Raw genomic sequence first — 18011 nt, 5'->3', positions numbered from 1 at the left:
ATATTACAATATTTTTTGTAAAAATTGTTGCGCACGTTCACTTTTCGGTGCTACAAAAAATTCTGTTGGCGCGCTATCTTCTACAAGCTTTCCACCATCTAAAAAGAGCACACGATCTGCTACTTCTTTTGCAAATCCCATTTCATGTGTAACAATCACCATTGTCATTCCTGTCGTAACTAATGATTTCATAACTTCTAACACTTCTTTTACCATCTCTGGATCTAGTGCTGATGTTGGTTCATCAAATAACATAACTTCTGGTTCCATCGCTAACGCTCTCGCAATTGCTACACGTTGCTTTTGTCCTCCTGAAAGACGATTGGGATACGTATCTTTTTTATCTAATAAACCGACCTTTTCTAAAAGTTTCTCGGCTTTCTTGTCAGCTTCTTGTTTCGTTACTCCTTTTACATTGATAGGAGCATACGTAATATTTTCTAATACAGTCATATGAGGAAATAGGTGAAAATGCTGAAATACCATTCCGACATTTTCACGAACGTGCATAATATTCGTTTTCGGATTCGTTACTTCTTCTGTTCCAATCCAAATGTGACCATTTGTCGGTGCTTCTAGCACATTCATACAACGTAAAAATGTTGATTTCCCTGATCCAGACGGTCCAATAATTGCTACTACTTCCCCTTTTTCAATCGTTGTTGTAATCCCTTTTAATACTTCGTTTTTTCCAAATGATTTATGAAGGTTTTCAATTTTAATCACTTTTCTTCATTCTCCCTTCAATTGCCTTCCCGACTAATGTAAGAATAATGACTAACATATAATAAATTAGTCCAACAAAAAGTAATGGTTCAAGATATTTAAACGTCTCACCGCCTACAATGTAAGCACGGCGCATTAAATCGGTCGCTCCTATTACTGTTACTACAGCCGATTCTTTCGTAAGTGTCGCAAACTCGTTCACAAGCGCTGGTAATATATTTTTTAATGCTTGAGGGAAAATGATATTTCGCATCATTTTCCCGTAAGGAATCCCTAAAGCCATCGCTGCTTCTGTTTGTCCTTTATCAACCGCTTGAATGCCGGCACGAATTACCTCTGACATATATGCACCTGAATTTAAGCTAAATGCTAATACAGCTGCTACGAATGCTGGTATTTCATAACCAATTATTTGCGGGACACCGAAATAAATAATCATTAATTGCAATACAAGTGGTGTACCACGGAAAATTGATGTATAAAAATCTGCCGCTATATTTAATGCTCGTATTCTAGCAATTTTGCAAAGCGCTAATAACGTTCCTAAAATAAACCCAACTAACGCTGATACTGCTACAATTTTTAAAGTAACTTCTAGGCCTTTTAGTATATATGGTATCGAAGGCGTAATCGCCGAAAAATCTAAGTTCATTCTTTTCATTCCCCTCACAGAAAAGTGAAAGGCAGCTTACTTCTCGCTGCCAAACCATTTCTTCACTAATTTATCCATTTCTCCATTTTCTTGCATTTTTTTAATTACTTTATTAAATTCTGCTGTTTTATCACTGTTTTTCGGAAGGGCAATTGCTGCTCCTACTTCTTCTGGTGCTTCTTTAATTTCAATTCCTTGTAATTCTTTCATTTTTTCTAAATAATTTTTAGCAACTGTGTCTTCTATAATTGCAGCGTCAAAACGACCAGCTTTAATTTCTTGTACGATTTCTGGTATACGGTCACGTCCCTCAACTTTGAAATCTACTTGTTTTTTAAATTCTGCTGCTTTCTCTTCTTGGATAGATCCTGTTTGTACCCCTACTTTTTTCCCTTTTAAATCCTCTACAGATTGAATATTAGAATCCTTTTTAGAAACGACCATGTTTTTCGCAACAAAATATATATCCGTGAAATCAACATTATTTTTACGCTCTGCCGTTGGCGTCATACCTGCCATTACGAAATCAACTTTTCCTGAGCTAAGAGATGCTAATAAACCACCAAAATCCATATCTTTCACTTTCACTTCATAACCAAGTTCTTTTCCGATATATTTAGCAACATCAACATCAAAGCCGATAATTTCATCACTTTTTGAGGCTTCTACGTATTCATATGGTTTATAATCTGCTGAAGTCCCCATAACCAGTACTTTCTTATTTTTTCCAGTAGCCTTTTCTTCCCCATTACTACAAGCACTGAACATACTTACAATTAAAATAAGTGCAAACGATATTGATAATAACTTCTTCATCTTTCTTCCCCCTAATAATGTATATTTAAAAGTTTAATAGAATATTTATTCGATGTTTGTATTGTATCAGCACTTTCATTTTTATGCAATATATAAAATAAAAATAAATAAAATAACAATATTAATAACGTTTATAATGCATAAAACAATGCATAAAATAACACAACTATGCATGTCCTATAAATTTTAATACTAAATAAAAAAAGGCGGTACATCCACTTCATTGTGGATGTACCGCCTTTTCATTTATATTTCCCTCGCTATTTGTGGGCAGTAAAACCCCCACCTCAAAATTCAGCGAAAACAAAGACGTTGGATGGGGAATCAACTGCCCGTAGAAGCCCGATTGGTGAGGGCTGATAATCAGTGGGGGGATGCGCCCCACTGATTAAAGTTTCACTTTATAGTTCTTCACAATTCTCTTCGAAATAAGATTGTAGTTTTGCAATAACTTGCATTGGTTCATGACCTTCAATTTCATGACGTTCTACCATCGTTACAATTTTTCCATCTTTTAATAAAGCGAATGATGGAGAAGAAGGTGGATATCCTTCGAAATATTCACGAGCTTTTGCAGTTGCTTCTTTATCTTGACCTGCAAACACCGTTACAAGATGGTTAGGACGTTTATCATAATGTACGGAATGCGCAGCAGCAGGACGAGCAATACCACCTGCACAACCACATACAGAGTTTACCATTACAAGTGTTGTTCCATTTCTTTTAAACGCTTCTTCTACTGCTTCCGGCGTCGTCAATTCTGTATATCCAGCAGAGACAATCTCTTCACGTGCTTGGCGGACAACATCATTCATAAAAAAGTTAAAATTAATCAATCTTTTCCCTCCTCTAAAACTATCTATTTGTATCTTACCAGTTAATGTTTATGAAATACAAGTAAGTTTACTTGTATTTGGGTATAGAAAAGGTGTTAGAGCTCTTGCTCTAACACCTTTTCTTAATGGCCACGATGCTTTTGCTTTGCTTTTTGTACTTTAATTAAACGTCTTCTTTGTTTTTCAGCTTCTCGCTTCTCTTTAGACTGCACTTTCTTTTCTTGTTTATGCAGTTCATAAGATAAGCTAATTGCCTCTTGTGCCTTAGTAAAACGTTTTACATTTACTTCTTTTGCCGCTTGTCGTATGATACGTTTTATATTTTTTGGACGCTGTTTTTCTTTCACTTCCACACCGCATTTTGCAACGTGCTGGAAATATGCTAACATTGGACCATTCACAAATATAAGTACTTCTTCGTCTGACGGCTCCGTTCCAAAAATATACCTTGCTCCATACAATTTTCCTTTTTCTTTATGCGTAATAATTCCTACGAAAAATTGACCATCGTGATATACTGTCAAATCCATTGACAGCCCCTCCTTTAAAAAAATTAGAAATACTGGACATCCCGGAGGGGAAGGTTACTGACATGAAATCATGCGTCTGGACTACCGACCAGAACTGTGTTTTTGTATTTCTTTCACTATTATTATATCTCTTTTTCCATAATCTTCATATATTCACCAATCATTTTTTTATGCGATCCTACAATATAGTCAGGTAGTTCTGTTAGCGGGAAGAATGTAAGCTGAACCGCTTCTTCTTTGTTCATAACAAAGTTCCCTTCGTATTCATCCGTATAATAAGCTGTTGTGACAGATTGAAACTCATCACCATTTGCTAGTTTTGTAAAATAGTTCGCTCCCGAAAATACATTAATTAATCGCAGGTTCTTCACTTCTATTCCTGTCTCTTCATATACTTCACGGCAAGCTGTTTCTTCTGGTGATTCGCCAAGCTCCATTAATCCGCCAGGCAATCCCCATTTTCCGTAAGGCTCTGTTCTTTGCTGCAATAAAACATCCCCATTTTCATTTATAACGAGTACAACAGCACCAACTAAAATTAAAGGGCGATGACCAACTACTTTTCGTAACTCCTCTACATATCCCATCGTATCCCTCCTTTTTCGTTGTCCACACTATTGTATCATATGTATGAAACGACAAAATGCGTATATTTTTCATTTTTTTAACAAAATATTTATTTTATGAGCTTCATCTACTGTAGCTAACATAATGGATTCGACTTCTGCACTCTTCTCTAGAAATTCTCTCGCCCACTCTTCTGTTTTTCCTACTAAAGCTAGAACATCTTGCTGAATCCTTCCATCCTTTACTAATACAAAAGAAACTGGAGATCTTCTTCCCGCCACTTTCAGATCAAGCCGCGAAACTGCTTCATATTCTGGATACTGAAATATAGAAACAACACCATTCGCTTCCCACAATGCTAATTTAATCGTTTGAATATCGCTCACATTTCGCATACGAAGTTCCGAAAATAAATATTCCACCGTAATTCTCGCTTTTTTCAAATTGCTAAAATCAATGGAACCATTGTGTATAAGAATAATAGGTGCTGGCTCTAAAAAGCGTCTCCATCTATCCCATTTCAACATTAAGACTGAGCTTATAATGTGAAGTACAACGAGTATGAACGTTGTAATCATCGAACCGAGTAATCCCACTTTTTCATCAGATAATGCATTAGAAATATTCCCACCAAGCAATAACACTAATACAACATCTAAAAAACGAAGTTGTGCGATGGATCTTTGACCCATCGCCTTCGCAACTAATATTAAAAATATGTATGCTATAATAGCCCGAATAACCCATTCACTATTAGATAGATGCCGTGCCCCTTCAAAAATATGCATATGCATCACTTTGCACTCCTTACCCGTCTCAAACTGCTATTCTGTTTTAGTTTGCAACGTTTAAGAGCATATATGTAAAAAAGCTGGTTCGTTTTTACACGAACCAGCTTTTTTACTTAACAGAAAACATATACTTTTTATACGTTTTCCGTACCGATAATATAAGACCCATCATAATCATATTTGAGAATAAGGAACTTCCCCCATACGATAAGAAAGGTAATGCAATCCCTTTTACAGGCATTAATCCAACGATCATACCGATGTTTTGGAATATTTGAACCGTTAATATTCCGATTGATCCAGCACATAATAATGTACCGAATAAATTATCAGCAGAATAACCGATAATAATTGTTCGATATAGTAGTAATAGGAACAAGAATACAACTAACGCTGCTACGATAAATCCACCTTCTTCGGCAATTGTAGCAAAAATAAAGTCAGTATGCTTCTCAGGGATATAGACGTTCCCTTCGCCAAATCCTTTCCCTTCCATACCGCCACTACCTACAGCTAAGATCGATTGCTGTGTTTGATAACCTTGATCTGTATGTTCAAATGGATCTAGCCAACCTAAAATACGTGATTGTTGGTGAGGTTTTAGTAAAGTAACTAAATTATTAAAGAAGAAATCCTCATACCTTACGTAAATAAATATTAACGCAGATACTATGGTCACCGGAATAATTGTACATAACGCTATCAATTTCTTCTGAATACCTGACATAAATAAAATACATGCAATTGCAGCAGCATATAAGAACACCATACCTGTATCCGGTTGGCTATATACAACAGCCGTAGGAGGAATAGCTACTAACATTACCTTTCCTATTAATATTAGGTCTGTTTTAAATGTTCGAACCATATACTGTGCATTATGCTTTACTGCTAAATTTGCTACTAACATAACCAGAGCAATTTTGAAAAACTCCGACGGTTGAATAGATCCAATTACCGGAAACCTAAACCATCTTTTCGCCCCAAGTATTTCAGGTGTAAAGTTTGAAACTGGTAATATCTTCAACAAAATAATCGAAGCAAATGTAGCAATATACAATGGCCAAGATAGTTTTTGTAGCTGATCTGAATCAACACTTGCAACAAGAAGTAACATTACAATCCCAATTATGTAGTTAACACCTTGTTTCAGAGCAAAATTCTCAGCCCCATATTGCCCAGTTTGCTGACTGCTATATATAGCAGTTATACTTGTAACACATAATGCTAACAAAATTAATATTAATTTTACATCTAAACTTTTTAGAAACTCGGTACTTCTTTTCATGACATCCTCCTGAAACATTGTTACAGCAAAATAAAAAACCAGGAGTCAACATTCTTCATGTTTTGACGACTGATTACACATTATCTATAAAACACTTATATAGAATAACTCTCTTTTTCATACAATACAATATATTATACTACAGTTTCGTCAGTAAGATTTGCCAAAAAAATTATTCTTTTCTTATTTTATATCCATATACCATATATCAGCAATGTATTTTCATAAATTCCTAATACATAATCGTTCATTGTAAGATTACTGGGGAAGATATTATACATATAGTAGGATGTAGATGAAGAAATAAGATGATAAAAAGCTCGCATAAGCGAGCTTTTTATTAATATACAGATGTATTATTTTCTGACGTATTTTCTAAAATTTCTTTTACACGTCCTAAGAACTTACCACAAATTAAGCCATCTAGTACACGATGATCAAGTGATAAACATAAGTTAACCATGTCGCGAGCACCGAACATACCATTATCCATAATTACTGGGCGTTTTACAATTGATTCAACTTGTAAAATAGCCGCTTGTGGATAATTAATAATACCCATAGATTGAACAGAACCAAATGATCCTGTGTTATTAATTGTAAATGTTCCACCTTGCATTTCGTCCGCTTTTAACGATTTCGTACGTACTTTTCCTGCAAGCTCTGTAATTTCACGAGCGATACCTTTAATCGTCTTCTCATCCGCGTGTTTAATTACTGGTACAAATAGTTCGTCCTCTGTTGCAACAGCGATAGAAAGGTTAATATCTTTCTTCTGAACGATCTTATCGCCAGCCCACATTGAATTGATTTGAGGATACTCTTTTAACGCTTGCGCTACTGCTTTTACGAAGAAAGCAAAGAACGTTAAATTAAAGCCTTCGCGCTTTTTGAAATCACCTTTAATTGAATTACGGTATGACACAAGGTTTGTCACATCTACTTCAATCATCATCCAAGCATGTGGCGCTTCGTGTTTACTACGTAACATGTTCGCTGCAATTGCTTTACGCACACCTGTTACTGGAATTTCGATATCGCCAGGCATTGTTGGTACAGAAACTGGTTTTGCAGTTTCTACTTTTTGTGCTACTGGCGCTGCTTTTGGTGCTTCTGGACGCTCTTCTACTACTGCTGCTACCGCTTCCTCTTTCTTCGCACCTGCTTGCGGAATATTTCCAGATTCCACTAGCTTTAAAATATCTTTACGAGTGATACGGCCATTTGCTCCCGTACCTTCTACTAAATCTAAATCAACATTATGCTCACCTGCAAGTTTTAAAACAGCTGGTGAAAAACGTGGTTTTCCATCAGTTGGTTGTTTTGCTTTCGGTGCTTTTTCAGACGTAGCTACTTCTAACTTTGGTTCTTCTTTAGTTTTTTCCTCAACAGCTGTCGCTGCTACTTCATCTGCGCCTTCTACTTGAATAACACAAACTACTTCACCTACAGCTAACGTCTCACCTTCACCAGCAATTAATTCTTTCACAATACCAGTGAAAGAAGATGGTACTTCAGCATTTACTTTATCAGTCATTACTTCTGCAAGTGGATCATACTTGTTTACATGATCGCCAACATTAACGAGCCATTTACTAATTGTACCCTCTGTAACGCTCTCCCCGAGCTGAGGCATTGTGATATTTTCTACAGCCATGTATAGTCCCCCCGATTAAAATTCCGCAAGTTCACGCATTGCTTTTTCAACTTTATCTGGATTTACCATAAAGAATTTTTCCATTGTTGGTGCATATGGCATTGCTGGAACGTCTGGACCTGCAAGACGTGCGATTGGCGCATCTAAATCAAACAGACAGTTTTCAGCAATAATTGCTGCCACTTCACTTATAATACTTCCTTCTTTATTGTCCTCTGTTACAAGAAGAACTTTACCTGTTTTAGAAGCTGCTTCAATGATTGCTTCTTTATCTAATGGATATACAGTACGTAAATCAAGAACATGTGCAGAGATGCCATCTTGCGCTAACTTTTCAGCTGCTTGAAGAGCAAAGTGAACACATAATCCGTATGTGATAACAGTAATATCATCACCTTCGCGTTTTACATCTGCTTTTCCGATTGGTAATACGTAATCATCCTCTGGCACTTCACCTTTAATTAAGCGATATGCACGCTTATGCTCAAAGAATAATACTGGATCTTCATCACGAATTGCTGCTTTTAATAAACCTTTTGCATCATACGGTGTAGAAGGAATGACAATTTTTAAACCTGGTTGGTTCGCAAACATCGCTTCCACAGATTGTGAATGATACAATGCACCGTGAACACCGCCGCCAAATGGCGCACGAATTGTAACTGGACAAGTCCAATCGTTATTAGAACGATAACGAATTTTTGCTGCCTCAGAAACAATTTGGTTTACTGCTGGCATGATGAAATCAGCAAACTGCATTTCAGCGATTGGACGCATACCATACATTGCCGCACCAATTGCTACCCCAGCAATTGCAGATTCTGCAAGCGGTGCATCAAGCGCACGATCTTCACCAAATTGATCATATAATCCGTGTGTCGCTTTAAATACGCCACCTTTTTTACCAACATCTTCACCTAAAACAAATACTTTCTCATCGCGTTCCATTTCTTCGCGCATTGCTAATGTAATAGCATCAATATAAGACATTACAGCCATGAAACGTTCCCCCCTATTCTGCGTATACGTGCTTCAATGCATCTTCAGGTGCTGCATACGGAGCATTTTCTGCATATTCTGTTGCTTCATTTACGATATGCATAATTTCGTCTAACATTTGTTTTTCAAATTCCTCAGTTAACACGCCAGCTTCTTTTAAATAAGCTGCAAATGTTATGATTGAATCTTTTTTCTTTGCTTCTTCTACTTCTTCTTTATCACGATAAACACGATCATCGTCGTCACTAGAATGTGCTGTTAAACGATATGATACTGTTTCAATTAAAGTTGGGCCTTCACCACGACGGCCGCGGTCTGCTGCCTCTTTTACAGCTTTATATACTGCAAGTGGATCGTTTCCGTCTATTGTATATCCAGGCATACCGTAACCAATTGCACGGTCTGATACGTTTTTACATGCTAATTGTTTTTCAACTGGAATAGAGATTGCGTATTTATTATTTTCACACATGAAAATAACAGGTAGTTTGTGTACACCAGCAAAGTTTGCCCCTTCATGGAAGTCACCTTGGTTTGAAGAACCTTCTCCAAATGTAACAAACGTTACTAAATCTTTCTTTTCCATTTTTCCAGCTAATGCAATACCAACTGCATGTGGTACTTGCGTTGTTACTGGAGATGATCCTGTCACAATACGATTTTTCTTTTGACCGAAGTGACCAGGCATTTGACGACCACCAGAGTTTGGATCTCCAGCTTTCGCGAAAGCAGACAACATAAGCTCTTTAGCTGTCATACCGAACGCTAGTACAACTCCCATATCACGGTAGTATGGTAATGCATAATCTTTCTCTCTATCAAGAGCGAATGCTGCTCCAACTTGTGCAGCCTCTTGTCCTTGACAAGAAATTACGAATGGAATTTTACCCGCACGGTTTAATAACCACATACGTTCGTCGATTTTACGTGCAAGTAACATCGTACGGAACATTTCTAATACTTGCTCATCACTTAAGCCAAGCTCTTCATGGCGCTTTTCTTTTACTTCTGCCATTTTTCATAACCTCCTAAATCCACATTTTTATGCGTGTAACGCTTTTCCATCTACAGCTAATGCTGCTTCACCAATCGCCTCAGATAATGATGGATGCGGATGAATTGTATGTGCTACTTCCCACGGTGTTGCATCAAGTACTCTTGCAAGACCAGCTTCAGAAATCATATCTGTTACATGTGGTCCAATCATATGAACACCAAGAATGTCATTTGTTTCTTCATCAACTACAAGTTTTACGAAACCATCTGATTCGCCGTATACAAGTGCTTTTCCGATTGCACGGAATGAGAACTTACCTACTTTTAACTTATAGCCTTTTTCTTTCGCTTCTTGTTCTGTTAAACCGACAGAAGCAACTTCTGGACTGCTATATACGCATTTTGATACCATAGAGTAATCAATTGGTGTAACTTCTTTACCAGCAATATGTTCCACTGCAACAATTCCTTCATGAGAAGCAACGTGAGCAAGTTGTAAGCCGCCGATTACATCTCCGATTGCGTAAATATGAGATTCTTTCGTTTGATAAAACTCATTTGTTTGAATGTATCCTTTTTCCACAACGATATCCGTATTCTCTAAACCAATATTTTGCGTATTGGCTTGTCTTCCTACAGATACAAGCATTTTTTCTGCTTTAAATTCTTTATTCTCACCGTTATGTTCAGCTTGAATTGTTACTCCGTTATCTTTTACCAATGTTTCTGGTAATACTTTTGCACCAGTTACCACTTTAATACCTTTTTTCTTGAATAGACGTTGCATTTCTTTTGAAACGTCCTGATCTTCTAGTGGTAATATCGTTTTCGCATACTCTAATACTGTAACTTCTACACCGAAGTCAGCAAGCATAGATGCCCACTCAATACCGATTACACCGCCACCAACGATAATAATTGAGCTAGGAAGCGTTTCCATTTTTAGGGCATGATCGGAAGACATTACATACTCTCCGTCTAATTCTAAACCTGGTAACGAATTCGGACGAGAACCTGTTGCAACAAGTACATTTTTTGGAATTAACATTTCATTCTCTTCTCCACTTGCAAGTTCAACTGAAATTGTCCCTGGCATTGGAGAGAAAATAGATGGGCCAAGAATACGGCCGATACCTTCAAACACATCAATTTTACCTTGTTTCATTAAGTGTTGAACACCTTTATGAAGTTGCGTTACAATCTTCTCTTTACGCTCTTGCACTTTCGCAAAGTTTAGTTCTACATTACTTGCAATAACTCCGAACTCTTCGCTTTTTTTAGCAGTTGCGTATACTTCCGCACTACGTAAAAGAGCTTTACTAGGAATACATCCTTTGTGCAAACAAGTACCACCAAGATTTTCTTTTTCAACAAGTGCAGTTTTTAAACCTAGTTGTGATGCTCGAATAGCAGCAACATATCCACCAGTACCGCCGCCAACGATGACTAAATCATATTCTCTTGCCATTATCTCAACCCCTAGCTACTGTTTGTTTTTCTCGTACAACATACTCTTTCGGCGCTTCTTCTTCACGTAATACACGAAGTGCTCCTTCTGCTAATGCTTGTAATTCATCTTCCCCTGGATGTACGATAACATCTGCAATCCAGTCAACACGTTCTTTTATTTCATCAACAAGAATTTTACTGTACGCAAGCCCACCAGTTAAAACGATTGCATCAATTTTCCCGTGAAGTACAGCGCTAGCTCCGCCAATCTCTTTTGCAACTTGATATGCCATTGCTTTATAAATAAGAGTTGCTTCCGGATCACCTTTTTCAACCATTTGTTCTACTTTGATCGCATCATTTGTACCGATTAGGCTTACAAGTCCACCTTGTCCAACAAGTTTTTTAACCATTTCGTCACGGTAATACTCACCAGAGAAACACATCTCCACTAATTGCCCTACCGGTACTGTACCCGCACGCTCTGGACTAAATGGGCCTTCTCCGTTTAAGCCGTTATTCACATCAATAACTTTTCCTTTTTTATGAGCACCAACTGTAATACCGCCACCCATATGTGTAACTAATAAATTTAAATCCTCGTATTTGTGATTTAATTCTTCAGCCACTTTACGAGCAACTGCTTTTTGGTTTAATGCATGGAAAATACTTTTACGTTCCATACCAGCAATACCACTTATACGAGCAACCGGCTCCATTTCATCTACAACGACAGGATCTACTATGAATGCCGGAATATTTAATCCAGAAGCGATTTCATATGCTAAAATACCTCCAAGGTTTGAAGCATGATGACCGCTAAACCCATTTTTCAAATCTTCTAACATCGAATCGTTTACTGTGTATGTTCCGCCTTCGATTGGACGAAGTAATCCCCCACGCCCACAAACTGCGTTTAACTTTGAAATGTTAATACCGTGAGAATGTAGAACTTCTAAAATCGTTTCTTTGCGAAACTCATATTGATCGATAATTCTCTTATATTTTCCAATTTGTTCTTCGTCATGACGAATAGTTTCTTCTAAAACGGGCCTTTCATTATCAAAAACACCAATTTTTGTGGATGTACTACCCGGATTAATAACAAGAATTCGATTTAAAGACACTGTTGCTACCTCCACTAATAAATTCAAAAGGAGGTGGAAACCTCATAAGAGGTAACCACACCTTTTGTAAAAGTAATATATGAATGATTAGCGACGGCTAATAATGTCGTGACCGTTGCGTAAGTATGTGCTACGAGAGTTTTTCAAGCTTGCAATGCGCTCTTCAGCTAAACGATCTGCTGCTACATAAGTTGCAATGCCATCACGTTTTGAAATTTCGATTACTTTTGCAATTGTGTCATAAATAGACTCAACACGTTTTAGTGCACGTTCTCTATTGTATCCATATAATTCGTCTGCTACGTTAATTACACCACCAGCATTAATAACATAGTCTGGTGCGTATACAATACCCATTTCATGAATCATGTCGCCGTGACGATTTTCTTTTAATTGGTTATTTGCAGAACCTGCGATTACTTTTGCTTTAAGTTGTGGAATAGTTTCGTCATTAACTGTTGCGCCTAATGCACATGGTGCGTAAATATCACATTCAACACCGTAAATTTCATTTGGCTCAACTGCTGATGCACCGAATTCTTCTACCGCGCGTTGTACAGCTTCTTTATTAATATCTGTAACGATTAATTTTGCTCCTTCAGCATGTAAATGTTTGCATAGGTGATATGCTACATTACCAACGCCTTGAACCGCAATTACTTTTCCTTCTAAATTATCAGTACCGAAAGCCTCTTTCGCAGCTGCTTTCATACCACGGTAAACACCGTATGCAGTTACTGGAGATGGGTTACCAGAAGAACCGAATGATGGTGAAATACCTGTTACAAAATCAGTTTCTTCGTGGATAATATCCATATCATCTACTGTTGTACCAACATCTTCAGCTGTAATGTAACGTCCGTTTAGTCCTTGAATGTAACGTCCTAATGCACGGAACATCGCTTCGCTCTTATCTTTACGTGGATCACCGATAATTACTGTTTTCGCACCACCTAAGTTTAAGCCAGCTGCTGCGTTTTTGTATGTCATCCCTTTTGCAAGACGCAATGCATCTTCAATCGCCGCTTCTTCAGAATCATATGTCCACATTCTTGTTCCTCCAAGAGCTGGTCCAAGTGTTGTATCATGAATTGCGATGATTGCTTTTAAACCAGATTCTTTATCTTGACAAAATACTACTTGCTCATAATCATATTTTTCTAAGTATTCGAAGATTTCTAATGTCATTGTCGTTTCCCCCTAGTGTTTTACCCTTTTTGGTTTATTTTGAAGCAGTCGCAACTGCCAATGCTAATGAATATACTTTTGTTTCTGCTGAATCAGCACGAGATGTTAAAACAATCGGTGCTTTTGCGCCAGCAATCATAGCTCCTACTTTTGCATCCGCAAAGTATACGAGTGATTTGTATAGCACATTTCCAGCTTCAATCGTTGGGACGAGTAAAATGTCTGCCTTACCTGCTACATCACTTACTATGCCTTTATGTTCTGCTGCAATTTGTGATACTGCATTATCTAAAGCAAGTGGTCCATCAACGACACAATTTTTAATTTGTCCGCGGCGATTCATTTGAGTTAACATCGCTGCATCAATTGTCGCTTGCATCGCAGGATTAACAACCTCTACCGCTGCAATTGGTGCTACCTTTGGCAAATCCATTCCTATTGCCTGGGCAACTTCTACAGTATTCTGTATAATAGCAGCTTTTTGTGTTACATCAGGTGCAATGTTCATCGCTGCATCTGTAACAAAGATAAGACGATCGTAATTTGGAACTTCAAATGCTGCAACGTGTGAAAGTGTGCTACCTTTACGAAGTCCCCACTCTTTATTTAATACAGCTTTCAAAATATTTGCTGTTGGGATGTTTCCCTTCATAAGCACATCTGCTTCGCCATTTCTTACAGCTTTAACAGAAAGTTCTGCAGCTTCAGCATTTGACTGGGCTGCAATCACTTCAATGTGTTCTGAAGTTTGTAAACCATGTTCTTGTAGCATCCCCATTATTTTTTCTTGATTTCCATATAGACGAAATTGAGCTAGCTGTAATTTAATTGCTTTCGCTACAGCTTCAATTACTTCATGATCTTCAGCTACTGCTACAGCCACAGTTTTTTTAGGCTGTCCTGCTGCTTGATCAATTAAGTGTTCTAACTTCATATTTTGTAATCAACCCTTTCCGTCGTCCCTCGTCTATTTATAAAGCAAATACCGTGCCAACTTTTAAAAGTGGTCTTACCAATAATGAAAACGCATTCAAAATGCAGTAAAATCAATACTTTGGAAAATAACAAAACATTCTGTCTTGTTTTGTCGCATTTTGTATACCATGCAATAAATTGCACGGTACGCAATTTATTGCATGCTATTTTTTGCACACTCATACTTTTCTAGCTTGTAATATAAATTTCGAACCGAAATTCCTAATGCTCTTGCAGTTTTTGTTTTATTTCCATCAAACCTCTCTAAACATTCATGAATGATGTGCCCTTCAAACTCTGTCACTAATTGTTCAAGTGGCTTTTCTTCTAATTCAGGTAATAAGTTATTTTGTTTTACCTCAGTCTGCTCTTCTGTATGTAAAGGTGGTAAATGATGGACATCAATATATATTTCGTTATAATTCATAAAGATAATAGCTCGTCCTAAAATGTTTTCAAGCTCCCTCACATTTCCTGGCCATTCATATGATTGTAAATATGAAATAGCCGAATCAGTGAGCCCCTCTACATTCCGACCATAATCTTGGTTAATTTTTTGAATCAATCTGTCTGCAATTGCCGGTATATCTCCTTTTCGCTGACGAAGAGACGGAATGTGAATTGGAATTTTATTTAATCGATAATATAAATCCTCTCTAAACTCTCCTTCTAGAATGCCCTTTTCTAAATTCACATGTGTCGCTGCAATTACCCGGACATTTATAGGTATCGCTTTCGTTCCACCAACTTTTACAATTTCTTTTTCTTGCAACACGCGAAGGAGTTTCGCTTGCGTATTTGCAGACAATTCTCCTATTTCATCTAAAAAGATACTACCGTTATTCGCTTCCTCAAAAAAACCTCGTTTTCCGCCTCTTTTTGCTCCTGAGAATGCACCTTCCTCATAACCGAATAATTCACTTTCTAATAAAGTCTCGGAAATAGCAGCACAGTTTACCCGGACGAATTTATTATATTTTCGATTACTTCCATTATGAATTGCATGTGCAAACAATTCTTTACCCGTTCCAGATTCTCCGCGTAGTAATACTGTTGCTGGTGTATTCGCTCCAAGTTTCGCCTGTTCAATAGCAGCCGTTGTTTCATCTGAATTTCCGACAATGTCATCAAATGAATATTTCGCTTCTAACGTTCGAATAATTTGCCTTGCTCTATTCAATTCATTTGTTAACTTTTGAATTTCTGATACGTCACGAATTACACCAACGCTTCCTTTCAATATCCCATCCACTATAACTGGCGCTACGTTTACAATTACATCACGCTTCTTTTGTCCAATCTTCATATGTATTCCGCGTACCGCCCTACGCGTTCGAAGTACTTTCATATGCATACTTTCACCTTCTACAATATCAGTTGTAGCCGGTTTCCCAATAATGTCCTCTTCTGTTAAACCTGTTAATTTCGTATAGGCAGGGTTAATTACTAATCCTCTTCCCTTTTCATCCACGACCGAAATTGCTTCCTCAGACGAGTTGATAATCGCCTCAAGTAACGTTTGAATCTCCTTTAAATCTGTAACTTCTTCCGCAAGATCTACAACCTCTGTTATATCTTTAAAAATCGCAAATGCTCCTTGTACCTCTCCTCCCTCTTTTAATATTGGAATACGGGTTGTAATAATTTTCTTTTCATTTTCTAATGTCAGTTCATAATTTACTTCTATTTGTTTCGTACGTATAATACGAAGCAACTTACTAGTCGGAATAACTTCTAAAATATATTTCCCTACCGCATCTTCTTTTTTATATCCGGTAATACGCTCTGCACTTTTATTAAATAGGCGTACTTGTCCCTCTCGATCAATCACAATCATACCGTCATGCGTAGAATTTAAAATTAAATCCCCTTGCTGCGTCTGTTCTTCTAACTTTCCAATTAAACCTTCCTTCTCATGTGCTAATCTCGTAACAATTTTCGCAATATCACCTGGTATAAGAAGAGTATCTTTATGCTTTTTCTTTATTAAATCTTTATGTAAATCATCGTCACCCGTCATATCAAACATTACATCAATATGCATAGAAAGAAACGGCGTTACACTCTCTCCAATTGTAACCCCATATTCCTTAGCCATTTGTAATCCCTTTGCTATCGGATTTATATCAATAATTCCTATAATTTGAAATATATTTGAACTTTGTAACAGATTCAGCAGTGTACTACCACCTTCACCTGCACCAACAATTAAAACTTTTTGTTTCATATATTACACTTCCTCTCGAAGTACTTCTGCAAAATTTTTCACACCCTTATCTTACTCGTTCAGCCCCCTCTTGACAAACCCCCTTTTCATATAACATCATTGAAATAAACAAAATAATCTGAAAAGGAGCGTTTATATGCAGCGTTACCTTGCTCTATCATTAGCACTCATCCCTATTTCATTAGCTGTGTTTGGCATTAAGTTAATGAGAGATACTGTATTCGGGATTCTATTTCCTCCACTCTCTATACTGTGGTTACAATTTTTAATTGGCGCTCTTTGCTTCGCGCTCGGGTTTTATATTTTTGGCGGCTTCGTCTTACACCGAGACCGTAAACGAAATAAAGTACAAGCTCGCTTTAAAAGATAGGAAAGCTCCACTATTTATAAATAAAAAATGAGACCGTTACATGCGGTCTCATTTTTTTATTGGCAATAACATTCTTGCCGTTTCAGGATAATCAGTAATAATCGCCGAAATATTCATATCAAAATATTTACGCATAAGCGTTTCTTCATTAATTGTATAAGGGCGAACCTCTATACCACTCTCCATCGTTAATTCAGCAACAGCATCTTGAAGATAACGATAATTAGGGTGCACTGCTGTAGCGCCCATTTTTTTCGCATACGCCCACGGACTATGTAAACCTTCGCGATATAAAATCGCTGTTTGAATATCAGGAGCCATCATATGACACCTTTTCATACTGTAGTGATTAAATGAAGAAAATATAACACGATCTTCTAGATTACATTTCCGTACAAGCGTTATAACTTCTTCCTCTAAACCTCTGTATGGAACTTTATTATTTTTCAGTTCAATATTAAGTAGCAACTCTGTTTTATCAATCCATTCTAACACCTCTTCTAAAAGAGGTATTTTACAAAAGCCTACTTTATCACCGAATTTATAGCTCGCATCTAATTTACATAAATCCTCATATAAATAATTACGAACCGCACCTTTTCCATTTGTTGTCCGGTCCACTGTTTCATCATGAATGACGACAACTTTTCCATCTTTCGTTAATTGAACATCAAGTTCAATTCCATCTGCTCTAAAAGATTCAGCTGCTTCAAATGAAATCATTGTATTTTCTGGGTACGTTCCCGCTGCACCACGATGTGCAAATATAAGAGTCATCCTCACTCCCCCAATCTTATGCTATACTATACGAAAAAGG

The 18011-nt window shown here is 37.2% G+C and carries 18 protein-coding genes; 1 reads left to right on the top strand and 17 read right to left on the bottom strand.

The annotated features are described in order from the left end of the window. Window positions 1-3 precede the first annotated feature (3 nt). The 16 genes from RBB48_RS02645 to RBB48_RS02570 all read right to left on the bottom strand — a co-directional run bounded on the left by RBB48_RS02645 (window position 4) and on the right by RBB48_RS02570 (window position 16824). Window positions 4-726 carry an amino acid ABC transporter ATP-binding protein gene (locus RBB48_RS02645; RefSeq protein ID WP_087985156.1) on the bottom strand — a complete coding sequence of 241 codons (723 nt, stop codon included), beginning with the start codon at window positions 724-726 and terminating at the stop codon, window positions 4-6. Beyond that, window positions 719-1378, bottom strand: coding sequence for an amino acid ABC transporter permease (locus tag RBB48_RS02640; protein WP_001046922.1), 660 nt, complete (start codon window positions 1376-1378; stop codon window positions 719-721). The genes RBB48_RS02645 and RBB48_RS02640 overlap by 8 nt, the downstream gene beginning before the upstream one ends. A 36-nt stretch (window positions 1379-1414) precedes the next feature. Beyond that, the gene (locus tag RBB48_RS02635; RefSeq protein ID WP_000735475.1) at window positions 1415-2194 is read right to left on the bottom strand and encodes a transporter substrate-binding domain-containing protein; all 780 of its coding nucleotides are present in this window, start codon (window positions 2192-2194) and stop codon (window positions 1415-1417) included. A gap of 401 nt (window positions 2195-2595) precedes the next feature. Next, a complete protein-coding gene (locus RBB48_RS02630; RefSeq protein ID WP_002003484.1) occupies window positions 2596-3009 on the bottom strand; it encodes a BrxA/BrxB family bacilliredoxin in 414 nt (137 codons plus the stop codon). Window positions 3010-3152: 143 nt separating this feature from the next. After that, complete coding sequence (locus tag RBB48_RS02625; RefSeq protein WP_306007362.1) at window positions 3153-3560, bottom strand: YjdF family protein; 408 nt, start codon at window positions 3558-3560, stop codon at window positions 3153-3155. Between the two features lie 122 nt (window positions 3561-3682). Then, window positions 3683-4147: an NUDIX hydrolase gene (locus RBB48_RS02620; RefSeq protein WP_087981839.1), complete on the bottom strand. Its 465-nt coding sequence runs from the start codon at window positions 4145-4147 to the stop codon at window positions 3683-3685. 69 nt (window positions 4148-4216) lie between these two features. After that, the gene (locus RBB48_RS02615) at window positions 4217-4921 is read right to left on the bottom strand and encodes a DUF421 domain-containing protein (protein ID WP_097915873.1); all 705 of its coding nucleotides are present in this window, start codon (window positions 4919-4921) and stop codon (window positions 4217-4219) included. A 106-nt stretch (window positions 4922-5027) separates the two neighbouring features. Next, window positions 5028-6206, bottom strand: a complete 1179-nt coding sequence (locus RBB48_RS02610) for an FtsW/RodA/SpoVE family cell cycle protein (RefSeq protein ID WP_002143095.1) — start codon at window positions 6204-6206, stop codon at window positions 5028-5030. A 340-nt stretch (window positions 6207-6546) separates the two neighbouring features. After that, on the bottom strand, window positions 6547-7863 hold the full coding sequence (locus tag RBB48_RS02605) for a dihydrolipoamide acetyltransferase family protein (protein WP_088064380.1): 1317 nt from the start codon (window positions 7861-7863) through the stop codon (window positions 6547-6549). A 15-nt stretch (window positions 7864-7878) separates the two neighbouring features. After that, on the bottom strand, window positions 7879-8862 hold the full coding sequence (bfmBAB, locus tag RBB48_RS02600; RefSeq protein WP_000290073.1) for a 3-methyl-2-oxobutanoate dehydrogenase subunit beta: 984 nt from the start codon (window positions 8860-8862) through the stop codon (window positions 7879-7881). A 13-nt stretch (window positions 8863-8875) separates the two neighbouring features. Beyond that, window positions 8876-9877 (bottom strand): 3-methyl-2-oxobutanoate dehydrogenase subunit alpha, encoded by a 1002-nt coding sequence (bfmBAA, locus tag RBB48_RS02595; RefSeq protein WP_000852549.1) that lies wholly within the window; start codon window positions 9875-9877, stop codon window positions 8876-8878. Between the two features lie 27 nt (window positions 9878-9904). Beyond that, the gene (gene lpdA / locus RBB48_RS02590) at window positions 9905-11326 is read right to left on the bottom strand and encodes a dihydrolipoyl dehydrogenase (protein WP_000090438.1); all 1422 of its coding nucleotides are present in this window, start codon (window positions 11324-11326) and stop codon (window positions 9905-9907) included. 4 nt (window positions 11327-11330) lie between these two features. After that, the gene (gene buk / locus RBB48_RS02585) at window positions 11331-12434 is read right to left on the bottom strand and encodes a butyrate kinase (RefSeq protein WP_000056197.1); all 1104 of its coding nucleotides are present in this window, start codon (window positions 12432-12434) and stop codon (window positions 11331-11333) included. 87 nt (window positions 12435-12521) lie between these two features. After that, entirely contained in the window at window positions 12522-13622 is a 1101-nt protein-coding gene (locus tag RBB48_RS02580) for a leucine dehydrogenase (protein ID WP_000171359.1), read from the bottom strand. A gap of 34 nt (window positions 13623-13656) precedes the next feature. Then, entirely contained in the window at window positions 13657-14556 is a 900-nt protein-coding gene (gene yqiS, locus RBB48_RS02575) for a phosphate butyryltransferase (RefSeq protein WP_046957509.1), read from the bottom strand. A gap of 195 nt (window positions 14557-14751) precedes the next feature. Beyond that, window positions 14752-16824 carry a sigma-54 interaction domain-containing protein gene (locus RBB48_RS02570; protein WP_046957510.1) on the bottom strand — a complete coding sequence of 691 codons (2073 nt, stop codon included), beginning with the start codon at window positions 16822-16824 and terminating at the stop codon, window positions 14752-14754. A 136-nt stretch (window positions 16825-16960) separates the two neighbouring features. Between RBB48_RS02570 and RBB48_RS02565 the strand changes: the two genes are divergently transcribed. Further along, complete coding sequence (locus RBB48_RS02565) at window positions 16961-17194, top strand: DUF2627 domain-containing protein (RefSeq protein ID WP_001190196.1); 234 nt, start codon at window positions 16961-16963, stop codon at window positions 17192-17194. Between the two features lie 48 nt (window positions 17195-17242). Here the strand turns inward: RBB48_RS02565 and RBB48_RS02560 are convergent, their stop codons facing one another. Continuing rightward, window positions 17243-17971, bottom strand: coding sequence for a glycerophosphodiester phosphodiesterase (locus tag RBB48_RS02560; RefSeq protein WP_046957511.1), 729 nt, complete (start codon window positions 17969-17971; stop codon window positions 17243-17245). Between the last annotated feature and the right edge of the window lie 40 nt (window positions 17972-18011).

It is taken from the genome of Bacillus sp. MMSF_3353 (assembly GCF_030733445.1).
Classification (GTDB): Bacteria; Bacillota; Bacilli; order Bacillales; family Bacillaceae_G; genus Bacillus_A; species Bacillus_A wiedmannii.
Note: the sequence above shows the minus strand (reverse complement) of the source record. Positions and strands in the feature narration are given on the sequence as shown.

Bases quoted from the DNA above. Each gene is read 5' to 3' on its own strand.
- RBB48_RS02605 (WP_088064380.1), bottom strand. From the start codon at position 7,863: ATGGCTGTAGAAAATATCACAATGCCTCAGCTCGGGGAGAGCGTTACA.
- RBB48_RS02610 (WP_002143095.1), bottom strand. From the start codon at position 6,206: ATGAAAAGAAGTACCGAGTTTCTAAAAAGTTTAGATGTAAAATTAATA.
- RBB48_RS02560 (WP_046957511.1), bottom strand. From the start codon at position 17,971: ATGACTCTTATATTTGCACATCGTGGTGCAGCGGGAACGTACCCAGAA.
- lpdA (WP_000090438.1), bottom strand. From the start codon at position 11,326: ATGGCAAGAGAATATGATTTAGTCATCGTTGGCGGCGGTACTGGTGGA.
- RBB48_RS02640 (WP_001046922.1), bottom strand. From the start codon at position 1,378: ATGAACTTAGATTTTTCGGCGATTACGCCTTCGATACCATATATACTA.
- RBB48_RS02625 (WP_306007362.1), bottom strand. From the start codon at position 3,560: ATGGATTTGACAGTATATCACGATGGTCAATTTTTCGTAGGAATTATT.
- RBB48_RS02570 (WP_046957510.1), bottom strand. From the start codon at position 16,824: ATGAAACAAAAAGTTTTAATTGTTGGTGCAGGTGAAGGTGGTAGTACA.
- RBB48_RS02620 (WP_087981839.1), bottom strand. From the start codon at position 4,147: ATGGGATATGTAGAGGAGTTACGAAAAGTAGTTGGTCATCGCCCTTTA.
- yqiS (WP_046957509.1), bottom strand. From the start codon at position 14,556: ATGAAGTTAGAACACTTAATTGATCAAGCAGCAGGACAGCCTAAAAAA.
- RBB48_RS02635 (WP_000735475.1), bottom strand. From the start codon at position 2,194: ATGAAGAAGTTATTATCAATATCGTTTGCACTTATTTTAATTGTAAGT.
- RBB48_RS02630 (WP_002003484.1), bottom strand. From the start codon at position 3,009: ATGAATGATGTTGTCCGCCAAGCACGTGAAGAGATTGTCTCTGCTGGA.
- RBB48_RS02615 (WP_097915873.1), bottom strand. From the start codon at position 4,921: ATGCATATGCATATTTTTGAAGGGGCACGGCATCTATCTAATAGTGAA.
- RBB48_RS02565 (WP_001190196.1), top strand. From the start codon at position 16,961: ATGCAGCGTTACCTTGCTCTATCATTAGCACTCATCCCTATTTCATTA.
- RBB48_RS02580 (WP_000171359.1), bottom strand. From the start codon at position 13,622: ATGACATTAGAAATCTTCGAATACTTAGAAAAATATGATTATGAGCAA.
- bfmBAA (WP_000852549.1), bottom strand. From the start codon at position 9,877: ATGGCAGAAGTAAAAGAAAAGCGCCATGAAGAGCTTGGCTTAAGTGAT.
- bfmBAB (WP_000290073.1), bottom strand. From the start codon at position 8,862: ATGGCTGTAATGTCTTATATTGATGCTATTACATTAGCAATGCGCGAA.